We start from the raw sequence: 20,036 nt of genomic DNA on the forward strand, positions 1-20,036 counted from the left end.
ATTTCCATAAATCGCTGTCCATTAGCAACTAACCGTTTATCGTTAAATTATCGCTTATTTATTTTCTTGATCATTCCTTGAGGTTTTAAAACACTATGACATCTATAACCGCTAATCAAAAACCATCAAAACTTGTCCCTCCACATGGTAGCGCTGAGCTTAAGCCGCTTTTATTAAATGAGAGTGCGCGCAACCAAGCATTAAAGTTTGCCAGCACCTTGCCAACCATCACATTGAGCTCACGTGAGCGCGGTGATTTGATTATGTTTGGTATTGGCGGCTTTACACCGTTAAATGGTTTTATGAATCAAGCGGATTGGCAGGGCGTGGTAGATAACATGCGTCTGCAAAGTGGTGACAATGCTGGCTTGTTTTGGCCAATTCCGATTACCTTGTCTGCACCTAAAGCGACCGCTGATAGCTTAAATGCAGGTGATAAAGTCGCATTGGTGGCGCAAGATGGCGAGATTATGGGCATTTTGACGGTGGAAGAGACTTATACCATTGATAAAGAGCATGAATGCCAAAAAGTTTTTACCACCACGGATCCAGAGCATCCCGGCGTTCAACAAGTGTTGGATCAAGGCGAAGTTAATATCGCCGGCAGCGTCGAAGTATTGAGCGAAGGCGAGTTCCCAACCTTATATCCAGAAATCTATAAAACACCAGCTGAAACCCGCGCTATTTTGGATGCTAAAGGCTGGAAAACGGTCGCTGCCTTCCAAACCCGTAATCCAATGCACCGCTCACACGAATATCTCGCCAAGATTGCTATTGAGATATGTGATGGCGTGCTGATACATTCGTTACTAGGCGCACTAAAACCAGGCGATATCCCAGCAGACGTCCGTCAAGAAGCCATTAAAACTTTGATTGATAATTACTTTAGACAAGATACCGTTATTCAAGCTGGCTATCCATTAGATATGCGTTATGCCGGACCACGTGAGGCATTACTGCATGCCGTATTCCGTCAAAACTACGGCTGTAGCCATCTGATTGTCGGTCGTGACCATGCCGGTGTTGGTGATTATTATGGTGCCTTTGATGCGCAAACCATCTTTGATTATGTTGGTAAAGATGACCTGATTACCCAGCCGCTAAAAATTGGCTGGACGTTTTGGTGTAATGCCTGTAATGCTATGGCATCGGACAAAACTTGCCCGCATAACGCCTCTGAGCACGTGAAAGTATCAGGAACGAAGTTGCGTAAAGCGTTATCAGAAGATGAAGAGGTACCAGAGAACTTTAGTCGTCCTGAAGTACTAGAGATTTTACGTGATTATTATGCGGGTATTGTAAAAGAAGAGCGTGCTGAGGTTAAGTTGGTCGGTGCTTCTGCGGTATAAGAAAATTGCATAACGGCTAAATAAAAAAGGTGTCAGACGATAAATCTGGCACCTTTTTTAATGTTTCACAGCCAGCAAAAACCATTTAGTTAAGCTTTAAAGTACCTGCAAGCTTTTCATACTCTCCTACTAGTGAGCCGCCACCAGAACAAAAATAATTGAGCGCATATTTATCTTGGCTGTCGATAGTGAGCTTGTCGTCTTTAAATTGAAAAAAAGCCGTACTGTCATTGACCTTGCTTTGAAAAATGATACCGTGCGCGTCATCTTGACCCATAAAAGTCGCTTTACCATCAAAATAGCAACTGGGTTTCTTGATATCGCTGCGCGCTCGTACCTTGATATCAATTTGTCCCTCTTGTTCATCATCTGCTGCGCGCACCATGACGCCAACCCAATCATAGCCTTGTGTACGTTTAGCATAACCCTCAGAAGCGTAGCCCTTAGAAGCATAGTCTCCAACCACTGCTTGCACGGCAGGCGTAATAGTCGCTGTTGTTTGCTTTACGATGTTGCTGCCTGTACTGGTGGTCGTATTATTACAGCCGCTCAAGGCAAATAGAGCAGAAGTGGTTAATGAGAGTGCCGCAAAAAAATGAGAATAACGAGGTAGAGAAAGGGTCATTTAGGCGCCTTTTTTAAGTAAGTAATTGAGATGGCTAGTATGTCTGCAAAATAATAAAGTTTGATGGTTGTAAAATTAAGCCATTTAAACGGCATAGTTAAGGTATGTTGAATATTCAACGGATAATACAGCTTACATAAATACCAGTCTACTTAGTAAACAATACCGTAGCTTACTCAAAAGTGTCTGCTTATCACTATATCGCAAAAATACCCAATAAAAACAGCTGTTTTAGAATAACTAATAACATTACTTATGCCAAGTTAATCACTCGATAAGCGGATTCGTCACTAAGCATTTAACTTCTATGCTGCTAGCATATCTCTCATCATTCATAAAACCATATTCATCAAATCATGTTCAAGACATTATAGCCTTTAACTGGGCGATCAATATTTTGAAGCAACGATCCTATCAATATTATCGAGAGTATTTATGCAACCAACTCACAAGAGGTTTCACAAGCTTAGCTTGGCTAGTGTCCAATTACTTATTGAGCGTAAGAATATGAGAGCACACGTATCTAATGTCAGATTAAATATTGGTGGCGTACTGGCAGTTGCAATGTTAATGACTGGCTGTAGCCCCACTGAAGCGACTCAAAACGAGGCACAGAAAAAAGCAGATGGGTCAAAAGATATCGAGATACTTAACGTCTCTTATGATGTATCACGCGATTTCTATAAAGACTACAACACCTTATTCGCTAAGGGTTATCAAAAAGAGCATCCCGATAGCAAAGTTAGTATCAATCAGTCGCATGGTGGCTCAAGTAAGCAAGCGTTGTCGGTCGCTAATGGTTTACAAGCGGATGTGGTGACCTTTAATCAAGAAAGTGATATGAATTTGCTGGTTGAAAAAGGCTTGGTTGCTGCTGATTGGCAACAAGCATTACCAAATAAGGCTGTCCCTTACACCAGTACCATGGTGCTATTGGTACGCAGTGGCAATCCAAAAGGCATTAAAGACTGGCAAGATTTGGCTCGTAACGACATCGGTGTGGTGATACCCAACCCAAAAACCAGTGGTACGGCGCGTTACGCCTTTTTGGGTGCTTATGGCTATGGACTCCATCATTTTAAAGAAAATGTTGCAGCTTCTACCAAAACAGATGCCTTTATTAAAAAGCTACTGGCAAACGTCGTCACTTATGACAATGGCGCGCGCGCAGCAACGACCAGCTTTACTCAGCGCGGTCTAGGCGATGTGCTCATTACGACCGAAAACGAAGCGCATTTGGCCGCCAAGCAATTTGCCAAAGGAAAAGTGGATATCGTCTATCCAAGTTATTCAGTTTTGATTGCCAATCCTGTTGCTGTGGTGACTGCAGTGACTGATAAAGCAGGTAAAACAGAAGCAGCAAACACGTATCTAAAAAGCTTATGGGACAAGCCTGCACAGGAACTGATGGCACAGATGTATATGCGTCCTAGTAATGAGCAAGTGCTTACTGCCCACAAGGACACCTTGCTTGATATTGAGACATTTGAGCCAGTAGCAGTATTTGGTCCTTGGACACAAATTATGGAGACATTCTTTGTTGATGGTAGTCGCTTTGATGCGTTGGCAAGTGCGAAATAAAAACAGGATGATCAATTACTGCCTTACTTTCGACTGACTATTGGCGAATGATACAAGCAATCGGTCATTCGCTTATAAAAATATAAGGCTTATCAAACGCTCGTTATATTAAGTACTTGATAAGCCTATATTTTTACATCTTATATTCCATTTTGGCAATAACATACGCATATTCGTCATTAAACATAATAAGCCTACGCTGTTAGCATACCTGCATTACTTAACTTATCTCATTTGAGGCAGCCATGACATCATATACAGCAGGTTATAAAAACAAAACGATTAGCGTCCTAAGTATCGCCGGCGTGGCGCTCACTTTGGGTATGACAGGCTGTAGCAATAGCGAAAAGACTGAGCCAACTGCCAAAGTAGAGGGCGAGCCAGCTGCTGCCGCTGAAAATATTGAGCTATTAAACGTTTCTTACGATGTGGCACGCGATTTTTACAAAGGCTACAATCCTTTATTTATTGAACACTATAAAGCTGAAAACCCAAACAGTAATATCAGCGTTAATCAGTCGCATGGTGGCTCAAGCAAACAAGCATTATCGGTTGCTAATGGCTTACAAGCAGACGTAGCGACTATGAACCAAGGCTCAGATATTGAGCTCCTTCAGAAGAAAGGTTTGGTTGAAGCAGATTGGGAAAGTAAGTTCCCAGATAACGCCGTACCTTTTACCAGCACCATCGTATTTTTAGTGCGTAAAGACAATCCAAAAAATATCAAAGACTGGGAAGACTTAACCAAGTCGGGCGTTGAGATTGTCATGGCCAACCCGAAAGTAACTGGTAATGGCCGTTATGCCTTCCTAGGCGCTTATGGTTATGGTTTGAATGCGTTTAACAAAGACGAAGCCAAAACGAAAAGCTATGTAAAAGATGTCCTTAAAAATGTCAAAGTTTATGAGAGTGGCGGACGCGCAGCAACGACGACCTTTGTCCAACGCGGTATCGGTGATGTGTTAGTTACTTTTGAGAATGAAGCCAATCTTGCAGCCACTGATTTTGGCGCTGGTAAAGTAGATATCGTTTATCCTAAATACTCTATCAAGTCTGAAAGTCCGGTGGCTATTGTAAAAACCGTTACTGATAAAAAAGGCACCACTGCTGCTGCAAAAGCCTATCTTGATTACCTATGGAGCGAGCCTGCTCAGCAATTGGCCGCTGATTTGTACTTGCGTCCAAGCGTGAAGAGTGTTCTTGATAAAAACGGTGATAAATTACCACCAATTGAGACTTTCCGTCCGAATGATACCTTTGGCTCATGGGATGACATCATGGGTAACTTCTTCAGTGACGGTGGTGTGTTCGATCAGTTAGCCGTTAACGCGCCAAAGTAACTTTTAATAAAGCAATCCTTAAAACATTAGCTCTCAAAACATTGACTCTTAAAATATAATGAGTTTAGAGCTACCTTTAACTTAGAAAGATAATCAACAGTATCGTTCAATAAGTAGAGTACACAATATAAAGGACATGGCCACTCGTGCTATGTCCTTTATACCATAAGCATACTAATAACAAACTTGAAATAAATGGTCTTAACGATAAGCACCATTAGATAGGCAATAGGACATTATTATGAGTGCAACAACCTCTTCTGCCAATAAACCTAGTCACAAGAAGGGCTGGCTGACACGCTTGCGCCAACGTAATGTGCTACCAGGTTTTGGGCTAAGTATGGGAATCACCGTCTTTAGCTTATCGTTATTGGTGGTGTTGCCGTTTGCGATGATGGCTTATACCACCACCCAAATGGGCTGGACAGGATTTTGGACAACCATTAGTCAGCCTCAGGTCGCAGCCGCCATTAAGTTGACGTTATGGATGTCGTTCTTAGCCATGTTGACCAATATGGTGTTTGGTACCTTGGTCGCTTGGGTGTTGGTCCGTTATGAGTTTTGGGGCAAATCTCTCATTAATGCCTTGGTTGATTTACCGTTTGCGCTACCGACAGCCGTGACCGGTATATCCCTTGCTACCCTATATGCTCCTAACGGCTTAATAGGGCAGTGGTTTGAGAAAATTGGGATTCAAGTAGCCTTTACCCCGATCGGTATTTGGCTGGCGTTAGTGGTCGTGAGTTTTCCGTTTATTGTGCGTGCGGTGCAGCCCGTATTAGCAGAGTTATCGGTTGAATTTGAAGAGGCAGCTGCGGTACTGGGAGCCAATCGATTTACTACCTTTCGCAAAGTCATTTTACCAGAGCTACTACCTGCACTACTGATGGGCGCTGGCATGATGTTTGCCCGCGCCACTGGCGAGTATGGTTCCGTTATTTTTATCGCCGGTAATATACCAATGGAATCTGAGATTTTACCCATTATTATTATCAGTAAACTTGAGCAATTTGATATCCAAGGCGCATCGGCTGTGGCGTTATTTATGCTGCTGATCTCATTTGTGATTTTATTAACGATTAATATAGTGCAGTGGAAACTGTCACGCCGCGTAGGAGCTCGCTAAGATGCAAATAGCCAATAGCTACGACTATCAAAGCAACCCTGCAACCCGAGATAAGCCATGGATCAGACGCATCTTTATTACTATTGCCGTTTTATTTATGATTATCATGTTGGTTTTTCCACTACTTGCCGTATTTTACGAAGCGCTTAAAAATGGTTGGGCGCTCTATATTGCTTCTCTTATTGAACCTGAAGCGCTACAAGCGATTAAGCTGACTCTGATTACCGCTGCTATCGTCGTACCAATTAATATGGTGATGGGTATAGCCATTGCATGGCTGGTGACACGTTATCAGTTTAAAGGTAAGCAATTAGTCACCACCTTGCTTGATTTACCATTTTCGGTATCACCAGTGGTGGCAGGTTTGATGTTTATCCTGTTATTTGGTCTTAATTCTCCTATCGGTGGCTGGCTAGAGAGTATGGGGATACAGATTATTTTTGCGGTTCCTGGTATTATTTTAGCCACTTTATTTGTGACCTTTCCCTTTGTTGCCCGTGAGCTGATACCTTTAATGCAGACTCAAGGTGATTCTGAAGAGCAAGCGGCATTGACACTAGGCGCTAGCGGTTGGCAAACGTTTTGGCATATTACCTTACCCAATATAAAGTGGGCACTGTTATATGGTTTGATTTTGACCAATGCACGGGCGATGGGTGAGTTTGGCGCGGTCAGTGTGGTCTCTGGTCATATTCGCGGCGAAACCAACACCATGCCACTATTGGTTGAGATTGCCTATAACGATTATAACTTTACGGCCGCTTTTGCCTTATCTAGCCTACTTGCTGCCTTAGCTATGGTGACCTTGCTCGTGCAACAAGTGATGACTAAGCTGCAAGATCGTAAGTTTGCTAAGTCTGAGCGGCTGGTAAGCGCCCCTGAATTGCCCGTTAGTGCCAATGCGACGGTTAAGAAGCCTATTAGTAACGATAGAGACGCTGATAAATAAGTCATTACAGACGTTGTTAAAACTGCTGACAAAAAAAATTATGCACCATTAGATAAAGTCATAATAAGAAACATTATAAGAGATACTGCTATGAGCATCGAGATTAGGAACGTTAATAAAAAATTTGGTGATTTTACTGCCCTAAACGACATTAATATCACTGTCCCGACAGGTAAGCTAACCACCTTACTTGGGCCTTCAGGCTGTGGTAAAACCACCTTACTACGGATTATTGCTGGTCTTGAGTATGCAGACTCAGGACAGATATTATTCGATGAGTTAGATGTCACCAATACGCCAGTACAAAAACGCCATATTGGCTTTATGTTTCAGCACTATGCATTGTTTCGTCACAAAAACATCGCTGATAATGTAGGCTTTGGCCTGACCTTGTTGCCAAAGAACGAGCGTCCCAGTAAAGCAGATATTAATAAACGCGTCGCTGAGCTGCTCGACCTAGTACAACTGCCACAATTGGCCAACGCTTACCCGCATCAGTTGTCAGGTGGACAGCGTCAGCGGATTGCGCTGGCACGCGCTTTAGCTGTGAAGCCAAAGTTATTGTTATTGGATGAGCCGTTTGGTGCGCTAGATGCTAAGGTACGTAAAGAGCTGCGCACCTGGCTAAAAAACATCCATCATGAGCTTGGTATCACCAGCATCATGGTCACCCATGACCAAGAAGAGGCGCGGGCAGTATCTGATGAGATTGTGGTCATGAACCATGGTCGCGTCGAGCAGGTAGGGACGTCAGAGGAGCTGATTCACCAGCCAGCCAATGCGTTTGTCAGTGATTTTTTGGACTTGGTATAGTTATTTTAAGATAAAAAACAGTCGACCATAAAAAAAGACCTAATCATGATTAGGTCTTTTTTATGGTTGAATTAACCTAGGTTTTTCTTGATAGAGTCTGTCTAATCAAGGTTTCTAATGCCTACGACATGGAAGTAGGTTTTTGCACATTAATATCTTTGGTTGATATCTGCTGATAAGTAATATCTAAGATATCTTGACACCACTCTGGCAAATCGTCTGCCACTTCATACCACATCCACGTTCCATCACGAACGCAGCTTAAAATACCCAATTTTTTCAAGTGATTGAGATGGCGCGATATGGTTGGCTGTGGTTGATCAAGTATTTCTACCAGCTCACCAACGCAGCGCGATTCTTTATTAAATAAGATTTGAAAAATCTTTAAGCGCGTTGGGTCAGATAATACTTTAAACAACTCAAGTGGTTGTATCATAGAATTATTATTAGACATAGAACAATTCCAATATATGTTTAGTTGATAGGGGGACAATATAACAGCAGTTAGCTACAAAATCGATTAAAAAATGACCATATTTACAGTTCGTCGCCATTTTACTACCTTTGATACTTTATAGTTACAGTTAGCAGTATATTCAGTTACGTGAATTAAATAAGCGCAATATAACGTGGCGGTCATAATTAACATGACTGACAAATATTTTAAATACTATTGTAAATGGTAATAATTATCGTTATTATAACGAATAACAAGTTAGTCATTCACGTAGGAGTCCGCATATGTACGTATGTATCTGTAACGATGTCAAAGAAAAGCAAATCAAAGCCGCCATTGCTTCGGGCATTGATACGTTAGATGGTCTAAAAGATACTCTAGATGTGGCAACTTGCTGCGGCTGCTGTGAGCCTATGGTAAATGACTATCTTGATGCACACCATGCCAAACTCGATGTATTGGCTTACGCAGTTTAAGCCGCATCTACTAAGATATTCCCTACTATAATAGTTATATCTAATAACTATATCTAATCACCTCGATGTAACAGCAATGTATTCAGTATTTTGCACATACCTTTTGTTTATTATACCTAAAGGGTAGATTGCCAGCGTCCATATAACTTCACTTATACACCTGCATTCATGCTATCGATTGATCCATATTGAGTCTTATCATTGATTACTGTCGGCCAATGGCAACAGTCGTTCATTATGATTCTCAATTCGCATCTTATTCTCAGTTCATATCATTACAAGCTATACGCGTCCGTATGTTACTATATCTATCTGTCTTTGTAAGACGTTTTGTTGAATTAATCTTTACTGATTGGTTTACCGATAGTGCTTTCTATATATGTAATATTATGAATTTAATCTGCAGATAACTATAAATACAGGAGTATATGTGATGATAGGCAGCCCGAAAGTGATTGACTATTTAAACTTTTTGTTAGGTGGTGAGCTTGCGGCTCGTGATCAGTATTTCATTCATTCTGAGATGTATGCGGAATGGCATTACGGCAAATTATACGATCGTATCAGCCATGAAATGCAAGACGAAACCATGCATGCACAAGCTATCATCCGCCGTATCTTGATGCTGAGCGGCACACCAAAGATGAAAGTCAATGACATTCATATTGGTAGTACGGTTCCAGAAATGCTGCAGCTCGACCTTAACCTTGAATATGAAGTACAACAACATCTTAAAGATGGTATTGCTATCTGCGAAGCAGAGCATGACTATGTGACGCGTGAGATGTTGGTTGAGCAGCTCAAAGATACGGAAGAAGATCATGCACATTGGCTTGAGCAACAGTTGCGACTGATTGATATGATTGGCCTGCAAAATTATTTACAAAGTCAGATGGCCGAAGTGTCTCCCGATCTTATTTAATATCATAATGGATATGAATAGCCATAAGGCTTAGCTTAAACAAAATAAGTAAGGAGAGATGTCATGAAAGGGAATAAAGAGGTTATCCGTGCACTAAATAAGGTGCTTGGGCAGTCATTAATAGCGATCAATCAGTATTTTTTGCATGCTCGTATTGCTAGACACTGGGGCTTAGAGTCGCTAAATGAAAGTTTCTATAAACAGTCTATTGCGGAGATGAAATGGTCTGATGATCTGATTGCACGGATTTTATTGCTAGGTGGTTTACCAAATTTGCAAGATTATGGCAAGATGTTCATCGCTGAAGATGTACCTGAAATGATTGACTGCAATTTACGCTTAGAGAAACAAAAATTCGCCATCATTACCGATGCGATTACCTTATGTGAGACGCAGCAGGACTATGTATCGCGTCAGCTACTTGTTATTCTAAAAGATGGCAATGAAGAGTATCAAGACTGGTTAGAAACACAAGAAGACTTAATGAAAGACGCTGGTATTGAAAACTATATCCAATCTCAAATGGATGACGATAAAGCGCCTTAGATTATTCATGTTGGTGTCATTAACCATCATTTAATCGCCAAAAGCCAGCGTGTACCTTGGTCTTCAACCAATGACACGCTGGCTTTTTCAGGTCTGAATGTTAACGAATGTTGCTGTATAGTCAGCTTAAGATAAAAGAGACGCTCTCGAAATAGCGCCCTGCAATACATCAATATAAGCCGCGACCATCCTCAGGTTTTAGGCGTAAAAAGTATAATCCGGACAGGATAGTCAAAATACCCAGTATCCAATACGTGGTTTGAAAGGCAGCCAACGTATCGAGCTGCAGGCGCTCTCGTAATAGATTCAGCAGCGCCGCCCCAAAGGCAATACCGAAGCTGATGGCCAGTTGTTGATTAACGGCCATCAAACTATTACCACTACTGGTTTGCGTGCCTTCTAAGTCACCGATGGTAATGGTATTCATCGCGCTAAACTGCATGGAATTACAAGCGCCCATCACCGTCAAAATAGGGATAAACCAAATCCATTGTGATGAATCGCTAAACTGCGCCAATACAATGATGAGCATGCCCATCAAAAAGGTGTTGTAGACAAGAACCGTGCGATAACTATAACGCTGGATAATCTTACTGACCCAAGGCTTGATACCTATCGCACCGACCGCAATAGGAGCGAGCAGCCAACCTGCTCGTGAGGGGGAGTACTCAAACACCACTTGTAATAATAATGGCAATAAAAATGGCACCGCGCTGATGCCTAACCGTGTAAATAAATTACCGGTAATACCAATGCGAAAGGTGCGAATACTGAATAGACTCAACGGAAACAACGGTGCAGAGCGACGTTTGGCATGCCACACATAAACGCCTATCAATAAACTTGCCAGCAATCCAAGCATGAGTCCATAAAATCCGCGACCCGTCTGCGAACCAAACTCCACAGCGAGGGTAAAACCACACGCCGCGGCAGCAAACAACAAAAAACCTGTCCAATCTAGACGTTTGGTATCCTCAAATAAAGCAGGCACTAGCTTTTTACCCATGATAAAGCCAAAAATACCCATTGGGATGTTGATTAAAAATATCCAATGCCAACTGGTGTACTGAACGATATAACCACCCAATACTGGTCCGACCAGCGGTGCAACCAATGCGGGTATCACTGCAAAGTTCATGACGGTTAAGAGCTTATTGCGCGGATAAGATTTGACCAATATCAACCGCGCAACAGGTGTCATCATTGCGCCGCCGATACCTTGTACAATACGTGAGCCTATCAAAAGGTTTAAGGTAGGAGAAGCGGCACATAATAGTGAGCCAATACAAAAGATAATGATCGCTGACAAAAACACTCGCCGTGTGCCATATTTATCCGCTAAAAACCCGCTAATGGGAATAAAAATAGCCAAGGTAAGCGCATAACTGATGACAGCCCACTGCATTTTGAGCGGTGATTCGCCCAGTGCTTGCGCCATTTGTGGTAATGAGGTATTAAGGATGGTGGCATCCAAAATCTGCATAAATAACGCCACCGCTAGTACATAGGGTAGGTATTTATCTTGCGTTGGGGTTAGGGTTACCATATTGCTGTCACCATATCTTAAGACCGCCATTATTTAAAGTTTGTCTTAATCAGCCGCTAACTGTATTTATAAAACAGCTATTAAGTTGTGTGTAGTATAAAAATAACCGTCTAGCAGTTAAAGAGCAGCAAAGTAACCATCAGCGTAAACGTCAGTAATCAGGGTGTAAAAACATCTACACTAATTACAAGACGTGCCTTTAATAGAATGATCCATCCTCGTTATAGTAGGATATAAAGAGTCAGCAAAACTATACTTAGAAAAACCGTATTTAGAAAAATCATGACGAGTGCAATCACATTTAATAAAACGATAAAAAATAGGATATCTTATGAGCCAGAACAATAATAAATCTAGCAATAATATCGATGAGAAAAGTGATAAATACGTACCACCCAAAATATGGATCCAAGATAAAGAGAGCGGTGGTAAGTTCTCTAGTATCAATCGCCCAACCGCCGGCGCGCGCCATAACAAAGAGCTGCCAGTAGGCGATGCACCGTTACAACTGTATTCACTGAATACCCCAAACGGAGTTAAAGCAAACATTCTATTAGAAGAGTTGGCTGAGCTTGGTATCAAAGAAGCCGCTTATGATGCCTATAAAATTGATATCTCGGAAGGCGATCAATTTGGCTCAGGCTTCGTCGCAATAAACCCTAACTCAAAGATTCCTGCGCTAGTCGATTATTCTGGGGAGACGCCTATCAAGTTATTTGAGTCGGGCGCTATTTTGATGTACTTGGCAGAGAAGTTTGAAAAGTTTATTCCTATTGAATCAGGTCAGCCTCGTGCCAATTGTCTTTCTTGGGTGATGTGGCAGATGGGTAGTGCGCCATATTTAGGCGGCGGTTTTGGTCATTTTTACGCTTACGCTCCTGAACCAATGGAATATCCTATTAATCGATTTACCATGGAGGTTAAACGCCAGCTTGACGTCCTTGACCGCCACCTAAAAGACAATGAATACCTGTGTGGTAATAACGAGTCTGATTATAATATCGCCGATATCATTATTTGGGCATGGTATGGCCAACTGGTACTTGGCAAGCTCTATGATGCTGCTGAATTCTTACAAGTTGATGACTATAAAAACGTGCAGCGTTGGGCGGAAAAAATAGCCGAACGTCCAGCAGTCAAACGCGCAGTAGACTTAGTGCTTGAGCCAATTGTCTAGTCTAATCCATACTGTCTATAGAATATTAGCTCAGTATGATAGCCAAGCAATATCGTAAACAGCTGAACGATAGAAGCATAAGATTGAAAATAAAAAAGGTTAATAAGGAATTCTCTTATTAATCTTTTTTGTATTTAACGTATTCATAATTCCATATACATATATGGATATATTCAAATAGAGCTGTACTTCAATATTTACATAATGGTACATTAGTACAACAGATAGAAACATTGATACGTTAAGATAGCAGTCACCGCCTTAATAGGCCGGTGTTTATATTTCTTCTATTAATGAGTAAAAATTATGAAGAATAATAATACGCTTAAGGGTCGACCATTACTGTTATTGAGTAAGATTGGTCAGAGCGATATTGAAAAAACTCAATATTCAAACAATACTTCTTATTTTAAAAGAAATGCTATAAAAACTAAAAAGACATCAGTATTCATGCCAAAGAAAATTTTATTACCCATATTTGCAGCAATCAGCACCGCTTTATTTAGCGCTACGAGTATTGCTGGCACGCCCGTTGATTTTAGCAGCCAAGATTGGCAAGTCGCTTGTGATAATACCCGTACTTGCCGGCTGGCAGGCTATCAAGCAGATAGCAATAGCGAGCTGCCTGTCTCTTTATTATTGGTGCGCCGTGCAGGTGCCAATGCGACGATCGATGGTCAGGTTAAACTTGGCGGTGCTAAAGAAAGCTCTGCCAAAGCATTGATGCAATTGGGCAATCGCCACCGGATATCGTTGTTTATTAATAATGTAGATTACGGAGAAACCAGACCTTTTTCAGCTGCAGCAGGTTATGCAGAGCTTACGTCGGCGCAAGTAACGGCGCTGTTAGAAGCACTGACCAAATCGAGCAAAATTGAATTAGTCATTCGCAATACGCGCTGGCAGTTATCCGATAAGGGTTCAAATGCAGTCATGCTCAAAGCCGATGAAGCACAGGGTCGAGTAGGTACGCCAAGCGCCTTTATTCGTGACAGCATCACCAAGTCTAATAGCAGCGTCTTAGCACCCAAAGCCATACCGTCAATACAGCTGGTCACGCCTAACCCCCAAGCCACTTCTAGTAGTAAGAAAAAATTCGCAATGCGCGCTTCTGAGTTATCAAAGATAATGAAAAACACCATGAGCGACGTAGATACTGACTGCCCAAACTTATCTGATAAGTCACCATGGCGCGTCAGTCGCTTAAATAGCAGACAATTACTCGCACAACATGACTGCTGGACAGGCGCTTATAATATCGGCATAGGTGTCTGGGTGCTCAATGACAGTAAACCTTACAAGCCCACATTAGTGACGACTGGTGCAACAGATTATAATAGCGGCAAAATAACTTCAGTACAAAAGGGTCGTGGTATTGGTGACTGCCTGTCCAAAACTGAGTGGTTATGGACCGGAAAAAACTTTGAAAAAAGCCATGAAAGCACTACTGGGCTATGCCGCATGATTGCAGCGGGCGGTGCGTGGCAACTGCCAACTCATGTTACTGAAGTTAAAATATCGCGTTAATGCTAAATTTGTTTAATAAATCAAATTCAGTGTCCGTTATTAGTCATATAAGGCTTCATACACCTTGTTTTATGACTTATTTTAATAAAAACAGCAAAATAGCTACTGATTACAGTTTTGTTGTGCTATACTGCGTCGCCACGTTAGCTTAGACTAATGTGAATTATGAGATTGATAACATCGCCTGCGATTTTGGGTCTAGGATGACCGAAAGTAATTGTTGCCGATGATTTTGTGTACTTAAATAATCCTATTATTTTTGACTCATATCTTATCTACGGACCCTTGTAGGGGCTAGATTGGTTGTTATTTACCTTTATCTGCTTTGGACAAAGCATTGATATTGAGTTTTTAGCAGACAAAGATGAGACACTCGGCACTACCACCAAAATACGTCAGACAGCACGAACGCCTTTATACTATTGACAAGCCTTATGGGTTTGGCATGCAGTTATCAACATTTTGATAATAAGTGTATATCGGCAGCGTGATGAACGGTTATCAGTGGTATGCATCAAGTCTGCTGAATTTACAGCAGCTTATACTTACCAAGGATCTTCATGACTGACATCTTATCTGCAATCGCTGCTGAAAACGGAATCATCGAAACTACTAACACCCCAAATACTAATAATGAAGCGGCAACAACTGACGCTACTGACGAAAATCAAGTTACTTTTACTGACTTAAACATTGCCAAGCCAATTCTTACCGCGCTTGAGCGTAGTGGCTATACCAATCCAACTCCTATTCAAGCACAAGCGATCCCTTTTGCATTAGAAGGCCGTGACCTTTTATTGTCTGCGCAAACGGGTAGTGGTAAAACTGCTGCTTTCGTCATCCCAGTACTTGATCGCCTAAGCCGTGCGACTAGCTTCGACAAATTGACCAAAGCCCTTATCCTAACGCCAACGCGTGAACTTGCTCAGCAAGTACATGATAGCGTACGTACCTATTCTAAAGATATGCGCGGTCTATTTTGTGTACCATTAGTTGGCGGCGCACCATATAACGGTCAGATTACTGCGTTGAAAAAAGGCGTACAAGTTATCGTTGCAACACCTGGTCGTCTACTTGACCATATCAATGCAGGTCGCGTTGACTTATCAAGCCTTGAAATACTAGTACTTGACGAAGCTGACCGTATGCTAGACATGGGTTTTGCTGATGATATCAGTGATATCCTACGTGCAGCACCGACTGATCGTCAAACCATTATGTGTTCAGCAACTTGGGATGGCCCAGTAGGCAAAATCGCTGCCAGCTTCACGAAAAACCCTGAGCGTGTATCTATTAAAGTTGAATCAGCACACATTGAAGAAAAAGTATATTACTGTGATGATTTTGATCACAAAAACCGTTTACTTGATAAAATCGTTTGCCACAAAGACATGGAACAAATCATTATCTTTGCTGCCACAAAACGTAGCACTGAAAAACTAGCAAAACAGCTACAAGAAGACGGTCATAAAGCAAGCTTCCTACATGGTGACTTACCACAAAGCAAGCGTAACCGCATTGTTCAAGACTTACGTAATGGTAAATGCAAAATCTTAGTTGCAACTGACGTTGCTGCTCGTGGTCTAGACGTGCCAGCACTATCGCATGTCATCAACTATGACTTACCACGTCAAACGGAAGATTACGTTCACCGTATCGGTCGTTGTGGCCGTGCCGGTCGTACTGGTGTTGCTATCAGCCTATGTAGCATGGATGATCGTCCACAGCTTAACGCCATTAACCGTTATTTAGATCGCAAAATGGAAGTATCTGTTATCGAAGGCATGGAGCCTAAGAAAACGTACGTTCCTAGCGAAAATAAAGGCAGTCCTCGCGGTCGTGGCCGTGGTCGCTCTAATGGCGGCGGTAATGGTCAAGGTCGTGGTCGTTCAGCGGGCGGTTATGCTGGCGCTGGCAAACCTAGTGGTCAAGGTCGTGGTCGCCCATCAGGTGATAGCAGCACTGGCACTGGTCAACGCGCAAGCAATGACAGCGGTTATCAAGGTAAGCCACGTGATTCATCTGGCAAGCCAAATGAGCGTTCAGGTGGCAAGCCGTATCAAGGCAAGCGCACTGGTGCTCCTAGCCGTGGTGATGGCGCAAGCGCTCCACGTGGTGATCGCGCAGCAACGGGTCGTGGTCGTCCAAGTGGCAGCCAAGGTCGTCCAGCTGGTCGCTCTGACAGCCGTGGTCAAGGTCGTCCAAACGGCGGCAGCCGTGGTAACAACTCGTAATAGTCTTATATTTAACGATTAGCAATAGTTTTTATAAATATATTGGTTTAATCGTATAGATAAAAGATAATGCATTAAAAAGTCAGATACTCGTTATCTGGCTTTTTTGTGTTTAATGGTTTGATATTGATTGCCAGGTAGAGATGTGACTGAGGTGTATGCAAGCACTTAAGATAATCTGAATTATTTAAACGAGGTAAATAAACTTAGCCTTGTACTCGATAGTTGCTTGCGCGTTTTTTTTGCCTTGTCTATACTGACAAGCTTTTATTCATCGTGTGCTGCGGAGCCAGTTGATGCCCGATATTTCTCATTTAGCAATTGATAGTTTGCCCTTAGCGTTTGGCATCATTATGGCGATTATCGGTTTGGTGTTTTATACCCAAGCATTGCCCGGTAAATTTTGGCAACGTTTTTATGCAGTTCTACCGGGTATCGTGCTGTGCTGCTTTATACCTGCGACGCTAAACAGCTTAGGTGTCTTCGCTGATGGTATCGGTTCGCAGATTTATGGTTTTACCGCGACTTATCTATTGCCAGCAAGTTTGCTACTCATGACCTTGTCAATGGATGTCCCAAAAATATTGGGTTTAGGCTGGAAAGCGATTGCGATGTTCTTTGCTGCCAGTGTCGCTATTGTCATTAGTGGACCTATTAGCTTGGGTATTGCCAAATGGGTATCGCCTGAGATGTTTATTGATGACACGCTATGGCGAGGATTTTCAGCAGTGGCTGGTAGTTGGATTGGCGGCGCGGCAAACCAAGCAGCGATGAAAGAGCTGTTTGGCGTCAGTGATGACTTGTTTGGTATGATGATCTTGGTCGATACCACTAATGCCTCATTATGGTTACTGGCTATCTTAGTTATGGCAAAACACAGTGATAAGATCGATAAGTTTTTAAAGGCTGATAGCAGTAGCATTGATAGAGTCATTGCTGCCGTTGAGAGTTATGAGCGTGATAATGCCCGTCCAGCCACTTTAAATGATTTGATGGTGATGTTTGGTTTATGCTTTGCGATGGTCGGGGTAGCACATTTCGTCGGCGGGCAGATTGCTGGGTTCTTTGCGCCTTATAGCTGGGCAGTACAGTATAGCTTTGCCAGCTCGTTCTTTTGGATGGTAGTGATTATTACTTTAATTGGTGTCGTCTTTTCCTTTACCAAAATACGCAGGCTCGATCATGTAGGTGCCTCTAAAATCGGTACGGTGTTTATCTTTGTATTGATTGCAGCTATTGGTATGCAAATTAATCTAGCAGGTATTGTCTCACAGTGGCGGCTACTGCTGATTGGTCTATTATGGATGAGCATCCATGTGGTGTTGATATTTATTTTTGCCAGAATCATTCGTGCGCCGTTCTTCTTTTTAGCAGTCGGCTCTAATGCCAATACGGGCGGTGCGTCATCTGCGCCTATCGTCGCGACAGCCTTTCATCCATCGCTTGCACCCGTTGGCGTGTTTTTGGGTATCTTAGGTTATGCGGTAGGAACGTTTGGCGGTTATATTAGTACGCAGTTAATGCGCTTGGTGGTTTCTTAGTTTAGTAACACTTTAGACAGCAAGACAAATACTGCTCAGTATTTTAAGCGCTTAAAATCATATTATTTTTACGTCAAAACCCGCACTGATAATAAGCAGTTGCGGGTTTTTTGTTCTTCTAACTTGATATCTAGTAGTTAATACTACGCTTTAAAAAAAGCTTTGAAATTAAGTTTTAATGTTAAGTATCGTTTTGTCTAACTCTGCTAGTAATAGGTAAACCTAGCCTAGGTATTTAACCCTGATATGTTAACCTTTTTAAGACTTCATAATAAAAATTAATAGGAATAGTAATTTTATGACCAATAAAGAAAAGACTCCTAACCATTTTAATAATAACTTTAACAACAGCGCTATTAATAATACCTCTCACAGCCACATTCAGGTAAGGGGTGCACGCGTTCATAATCTCAAAAATGTGGATGTTGATTTACCGCGCGATGCGTTGGTAGTATTCACGGGTATATCTGGCTCAGGAAAATCATCGTTAGCATTTGGTACGTTATTTGCTGAATCACAACGGCGTTATCTTGACTCCGTATCGCCATATGCCAGACGACTCATTGACCAAGTCGATGAGCCGGATGTTGACGCGATAGAAGGTTTACCGCCAGCAGTCGCCTTACAGCAGCAGCGCGGTACACCTTCAGTGCGCTCATCCGTTGGTAGTGTCACGACCATCTCAAACGGTCTGCGCATGCTGTACTCACGAGCGGGAGAGTATCCAGTAGGCCAAGAGATGTTATATGCCGATGCGTTTTCACCCAATACGCCAGAAGGCGCTTGTCCTACTTGTTCAGGTATCGGCCGCGTGTTTGAAGTAACCGAAAAACTAATGGTTCCTGATGATACTAAGACTATTCGCGAGCGTGCTATCGCCTCTTGGCCGCCAGCGTGGCAGGGTCAAAACCTAAGCCGTATCTTAACGACACTTGGTTATGATATCGATAAACCTTGGCATAGCTTACCTAAGAAAACCCGCGACTGGATTCTGTTTACCGATGATACGCCAACGGTGCCTGTCTATCCTGAGTACAATCTTGAGCAAACCCGTCAAGCGATTGAAAAAGGTGAAAAACCAAACTATATGGGCACCTTTACCAGCGCCAAAAACTTCGTTTTACATTCTTTTGCCAATACCCAAAGCCCTCGCACCAAAAAGCGCGTCTCGCAGTTTATGCAAATATCGGAGTGTCCAGAATGCCATGGCAAGAAACTTAAGAAAGAATCGCTGTCAGTCAAATTTGCCGGATTGGATATCGGCGATTTATCACAATTAACCCTAACCGAACTGGCACTTAAGTTAGAAGAGGCTGCCCATAAAATCCCGACTGATGACATACCAAACCGTGAAAAAGCCATCGTTGCTCAGCGTATTGCCAGTGATATTCTTGCCCGCGTCGAAGCACTGACAAGATTGGGGCTAGGATACCTATCACTTGGACGCACGACACCAACTTTATCTCCTGGTGAGTTACAGCGTTTGCGATTGGCAACGCAGATTCGCTCGCAGCTCTTTGGTGTGGTTTATGTGTTGGATGAGCCGTCTGCAGGTCTGCATCCTGCCGATACTCAAGCATTGCTGGGCGCGTTAGATGAACTAATAGCGGCGGGCAACTCGGTATTTGTTGTCGAGCATGATGTGAGTGTGATTAGGCATGCGGATTGGGTGGTAGATGTCGGTCCAAAGGCTGGCACGCATGGTGGCGAGATTGGTGAAGGTGGGCCGTTCGAGGGCTTACGTTACGTTGGTGAGTAGCCTACCTGTCAGCATATTGTTCACGAGACGAACTAGGTGAAAGAAACAAAAAAACTCCTAAAACAAAC

At 42.5% G+C, this 20,036-nt stretch carries 16 protein-coding genes and 1 pseudogene; 14 read left to right on the forward strand and 3 right to left on the reverse strand.

Going from position 1 to position 20,036, the window contains the following annotated elements:
• Nucleotides 1-95 precede the first annotated feature (95 nt).
• Nucleotides 96-1,349 (forward strand): sulfate adenylyltransferase, encoded by a 1,254-nt coding sequence (gene sat, locus CAN34_RS04970; protein ID WP_089554704.1) that lies wholly within the window; start codon nt 96-98, stop codon nt 1,347-1,349.
• 85 nt (nt 1,350-1,434) lie between these two features.
• Here the strand turns inward: sat and CAN34_RS04975 are convergent, their stop codons facing one another.
• On the reverse strand, nt 1,435-1,974 hold the full coding sequence (locus CAN34_RS04975) for a hypothetical protein (RefSeq protein WP_089554705.1): 540 nt from the start codon (nt 1,972-1,974) through the stop codon (nt 1,435-1,437).
• Nucleotides 1,975-2,481: 507 nt separating this feature from the next.
• On the opposite strand from CAN34_RS04975, the gene CAN34_RS04980 reads away from it, so the two are divergent.
• From CAN34_RS04980 to cysA, 5 genes are all read left to right on the forward strand, one after another.
• Nucleotides 2,482-3,555, forward strand: a complete 1,074-nt coding sequence (locus CAN34_RS04980; protein WP_089554706.1) for a sulfate ABC transporter substrate-binding protein — start codon at nt 2,482-2,484, stop codon at nt 3,553-3,555.
• A 245-nt stretch (nt 3,556-3,800) separates the two neighbouring features.
• On the forward strand, nt 3,801-4,895 hold the full coding sequence (locus tag CAN34_RS04985; RefSeq protein WP_089554707.1) for a sulfate ABC transporter substrate-binding protein: 1,095 nt from the start codon (nt 3,801-3,803) through the stop codon (nt 4,893-4,895).
• Between the two features lie 241 nt (nt 4,896-5,136).
• A complete protein-coding gene (gene cysT / locus CAN34_RS04990) occupies nt 5,137-6,021 on the forward strand; it encodes a sulfate ABC transporter permease subunit CysT (protein ID WP_079691734.1) in 885 nt (294 codons plus the stop codon).
• A gap of 1 nt (nt 6,022) precedes the next feature.
• The gene (gene cysW / locus CAN34_RS04995) at nt 6,023-6,970 is read left to right on the forward strand and encodes a sulfate ABC transporter permease subunit CysW (protein WP_089554708.1); all 948 of its coding nucleotides are present in this window, start codon (nt 6,023-6,025) and stop codon (nt 6,968-6,970) included.
• Nucleotides 6,971-7,060: 90 nt separating this feature from the next.
• Nucleotides 7,061-7,783 carry a sulfate/molybdate ABC transporter ATP-binding protein gene (gene cysA, locus CAN34_RS05000; protein ID WP_079691736.1) on the forward strand — a complete coding sequence of 241 codons (723 nt, stop codon included), beginning with the start codon at nt 7,061-7,063 and terminating at the stop codon, nt 7,781-7,783.
• A gap of 121 nt (nt 7,784-7,904) precedes the next feature.
• Here the strand turns inward: cysA and CAN34_RS05005 are convergent, their stop codons facing one another.
• Nucleotides 7,905-8,237 (reverse strand): helix-turn-helix transcriptional regulator, encoded by a 333-nt coding sequence (locus tag CAN34_RS05005; protein ID WP_079691737.1) that lies wholly within the window; start codon nt 8,235-8,237, stop codon nt 7,905-7,907.
• A 287-nt stretch (nt 8,238-8,524) separates the two neighbouring features.
• Between CAN34_RS05005 and CAN34_RS05010 the strand changes: the two genes are divergently transcribed.
• The 3 genes from CAN34_RS05010 to bfr (CAN34_RS05020) all read left to right on the forward strand — a co-directional run bounded on the left by CAN34_RS05010 (nt 8,525) and on the right by bfr (CAN34_RS05020) (nt 10,184).
• Nucleotides 8,525-8,716, forward strand: a complete 192-nt coding sequence (locus CAN34_RS05010; protein ID WP_079691738.1) for a bacterioferritin-associated ferredoxin — start codon at nt 8,525-8,527, stop codon at nt 8,714-8,716.
• A 433-nt stretch (nt 8,717-9,149) separates the two neighbouring features.
• A complete protein-coding gene (gene bfr / locus CAN34_RS05015) occupies nt 9,150-9,638 on the forward strand; it encodes a bacterioferritin (RefSeq protein ID WP_089554709.1) in 489 nt (162 codons plus the stop codon).
• Nucleotides 9,639-9,701: 63 nt separating this feature from the next.
• Nucleotides 9,702-10,184, forward strand: a complete 483-nt coding sequence (gene bfr, locus CAN34_RS05020) for a bacterioferritin (RefSeq protein WP_089554710.1) — start codon at nt 9,702-9,704, stop codon at nt 10,182-10,184.
• A 169-nt stretch (nt 10,185-10,353) separates the two neighbouring features.
• On the opposite strand, the gene CAN34_RS05025 is transcribed toward bfr (CAN34_RS05020), so the two are convergent.
• The gene (locus CAN34_RS05025) at nt 10,354-11,730 is read right to left on the reverse strand and encodes a DHA2 family efflux MFS transporter permease subunit (RefSeq protein ID WP_089554716.1); all 1,377 of its coding nucleotides are present in this window, start codon (nt 11,728-11,730) and stop codon (nt 10,354-10,356) included.
• A gap of 331 nt (nt 11,731-12,061) precedes the next feature.
• Here CAN34_RS05025 and yghU point away from each other — a divergent pair, with 331 nt between their 5' ends.
• The 5 genes and pseudogenes from yghU to CAN34_RS05050 form a co-directional block, all read left to right on the forward strand.
• Nucleotides 12,062-12,907 (forward strand): glutathione-dependent disulfide-bond oxidoreductase, encoded by an 846-nt coding sequence (gene yghU / locus CAN34_RS05030; protein ID WP_089554711.1) that lies wholly within the window; start codon nt 12,062-12,064, stop codon nt 12,905-12,907.
• 450 nt (nt 12,908-13,357) lie between these two features.
• Nucleotides 13,358-14,434 carry a DUF1176 domain-containing protein gene (locus CAN34_RS05035; protein ID WP_254423099.1) on the forward strand — a complete coding sequence of 359 codons (1,077 nt, stop codon included), beginning with the start codon at nt 13,358-13,360 and terminating at the stop codon, nt 14,432-14,434.
• A 560-nt stretch (nt 14,435-14,994) separates the two neighbouring features.
• Complete coding sequence (locus CAN34_RS05040; RefSeq protein ID WP_089554713.1) at nt 14,995-16,668, forward strand: DEAD/DEAH box helicase; 1,674 nt, start codon at nt 14,995-14,997, stop codon at nt 16,666-16,668.
• 296 nt (nt 16,669-16,964) lie between these two features.
• The gene (locus tag CAN34_RS05045) at nt 16,965-18,209 is read left to right on the forward strand and encodes a DUF819 domain-containing protein (protein WP_089554714.1); all 1,245 of its coding nucleotides are present in this window, start codon (nt 16,965-16,967) and stop codon (nt 18,207-18,209) included.
• A gap of 355 nt (nt 18,210-18,564) precedes the next feature.
• Nucleotides 18,565-19,923: pseudogene (locus CAN34_RS05050) on the forward strand (excinuclease ABC subunit A); the annotation flags it as partial.
• Between the last annotated feature and the right edge of the window lie 113 nt (nt 19,924-20,036).

The sequence above is a fragment of the Psychrobacter sp. DAB_AL32B genome (assembly GCF_002224105.1).
GTDB lineage: Bacteria > Pseudomonadota > Gammaproteobacteria > Pseudomonadales > Moraxellaceae > Psychrobacter.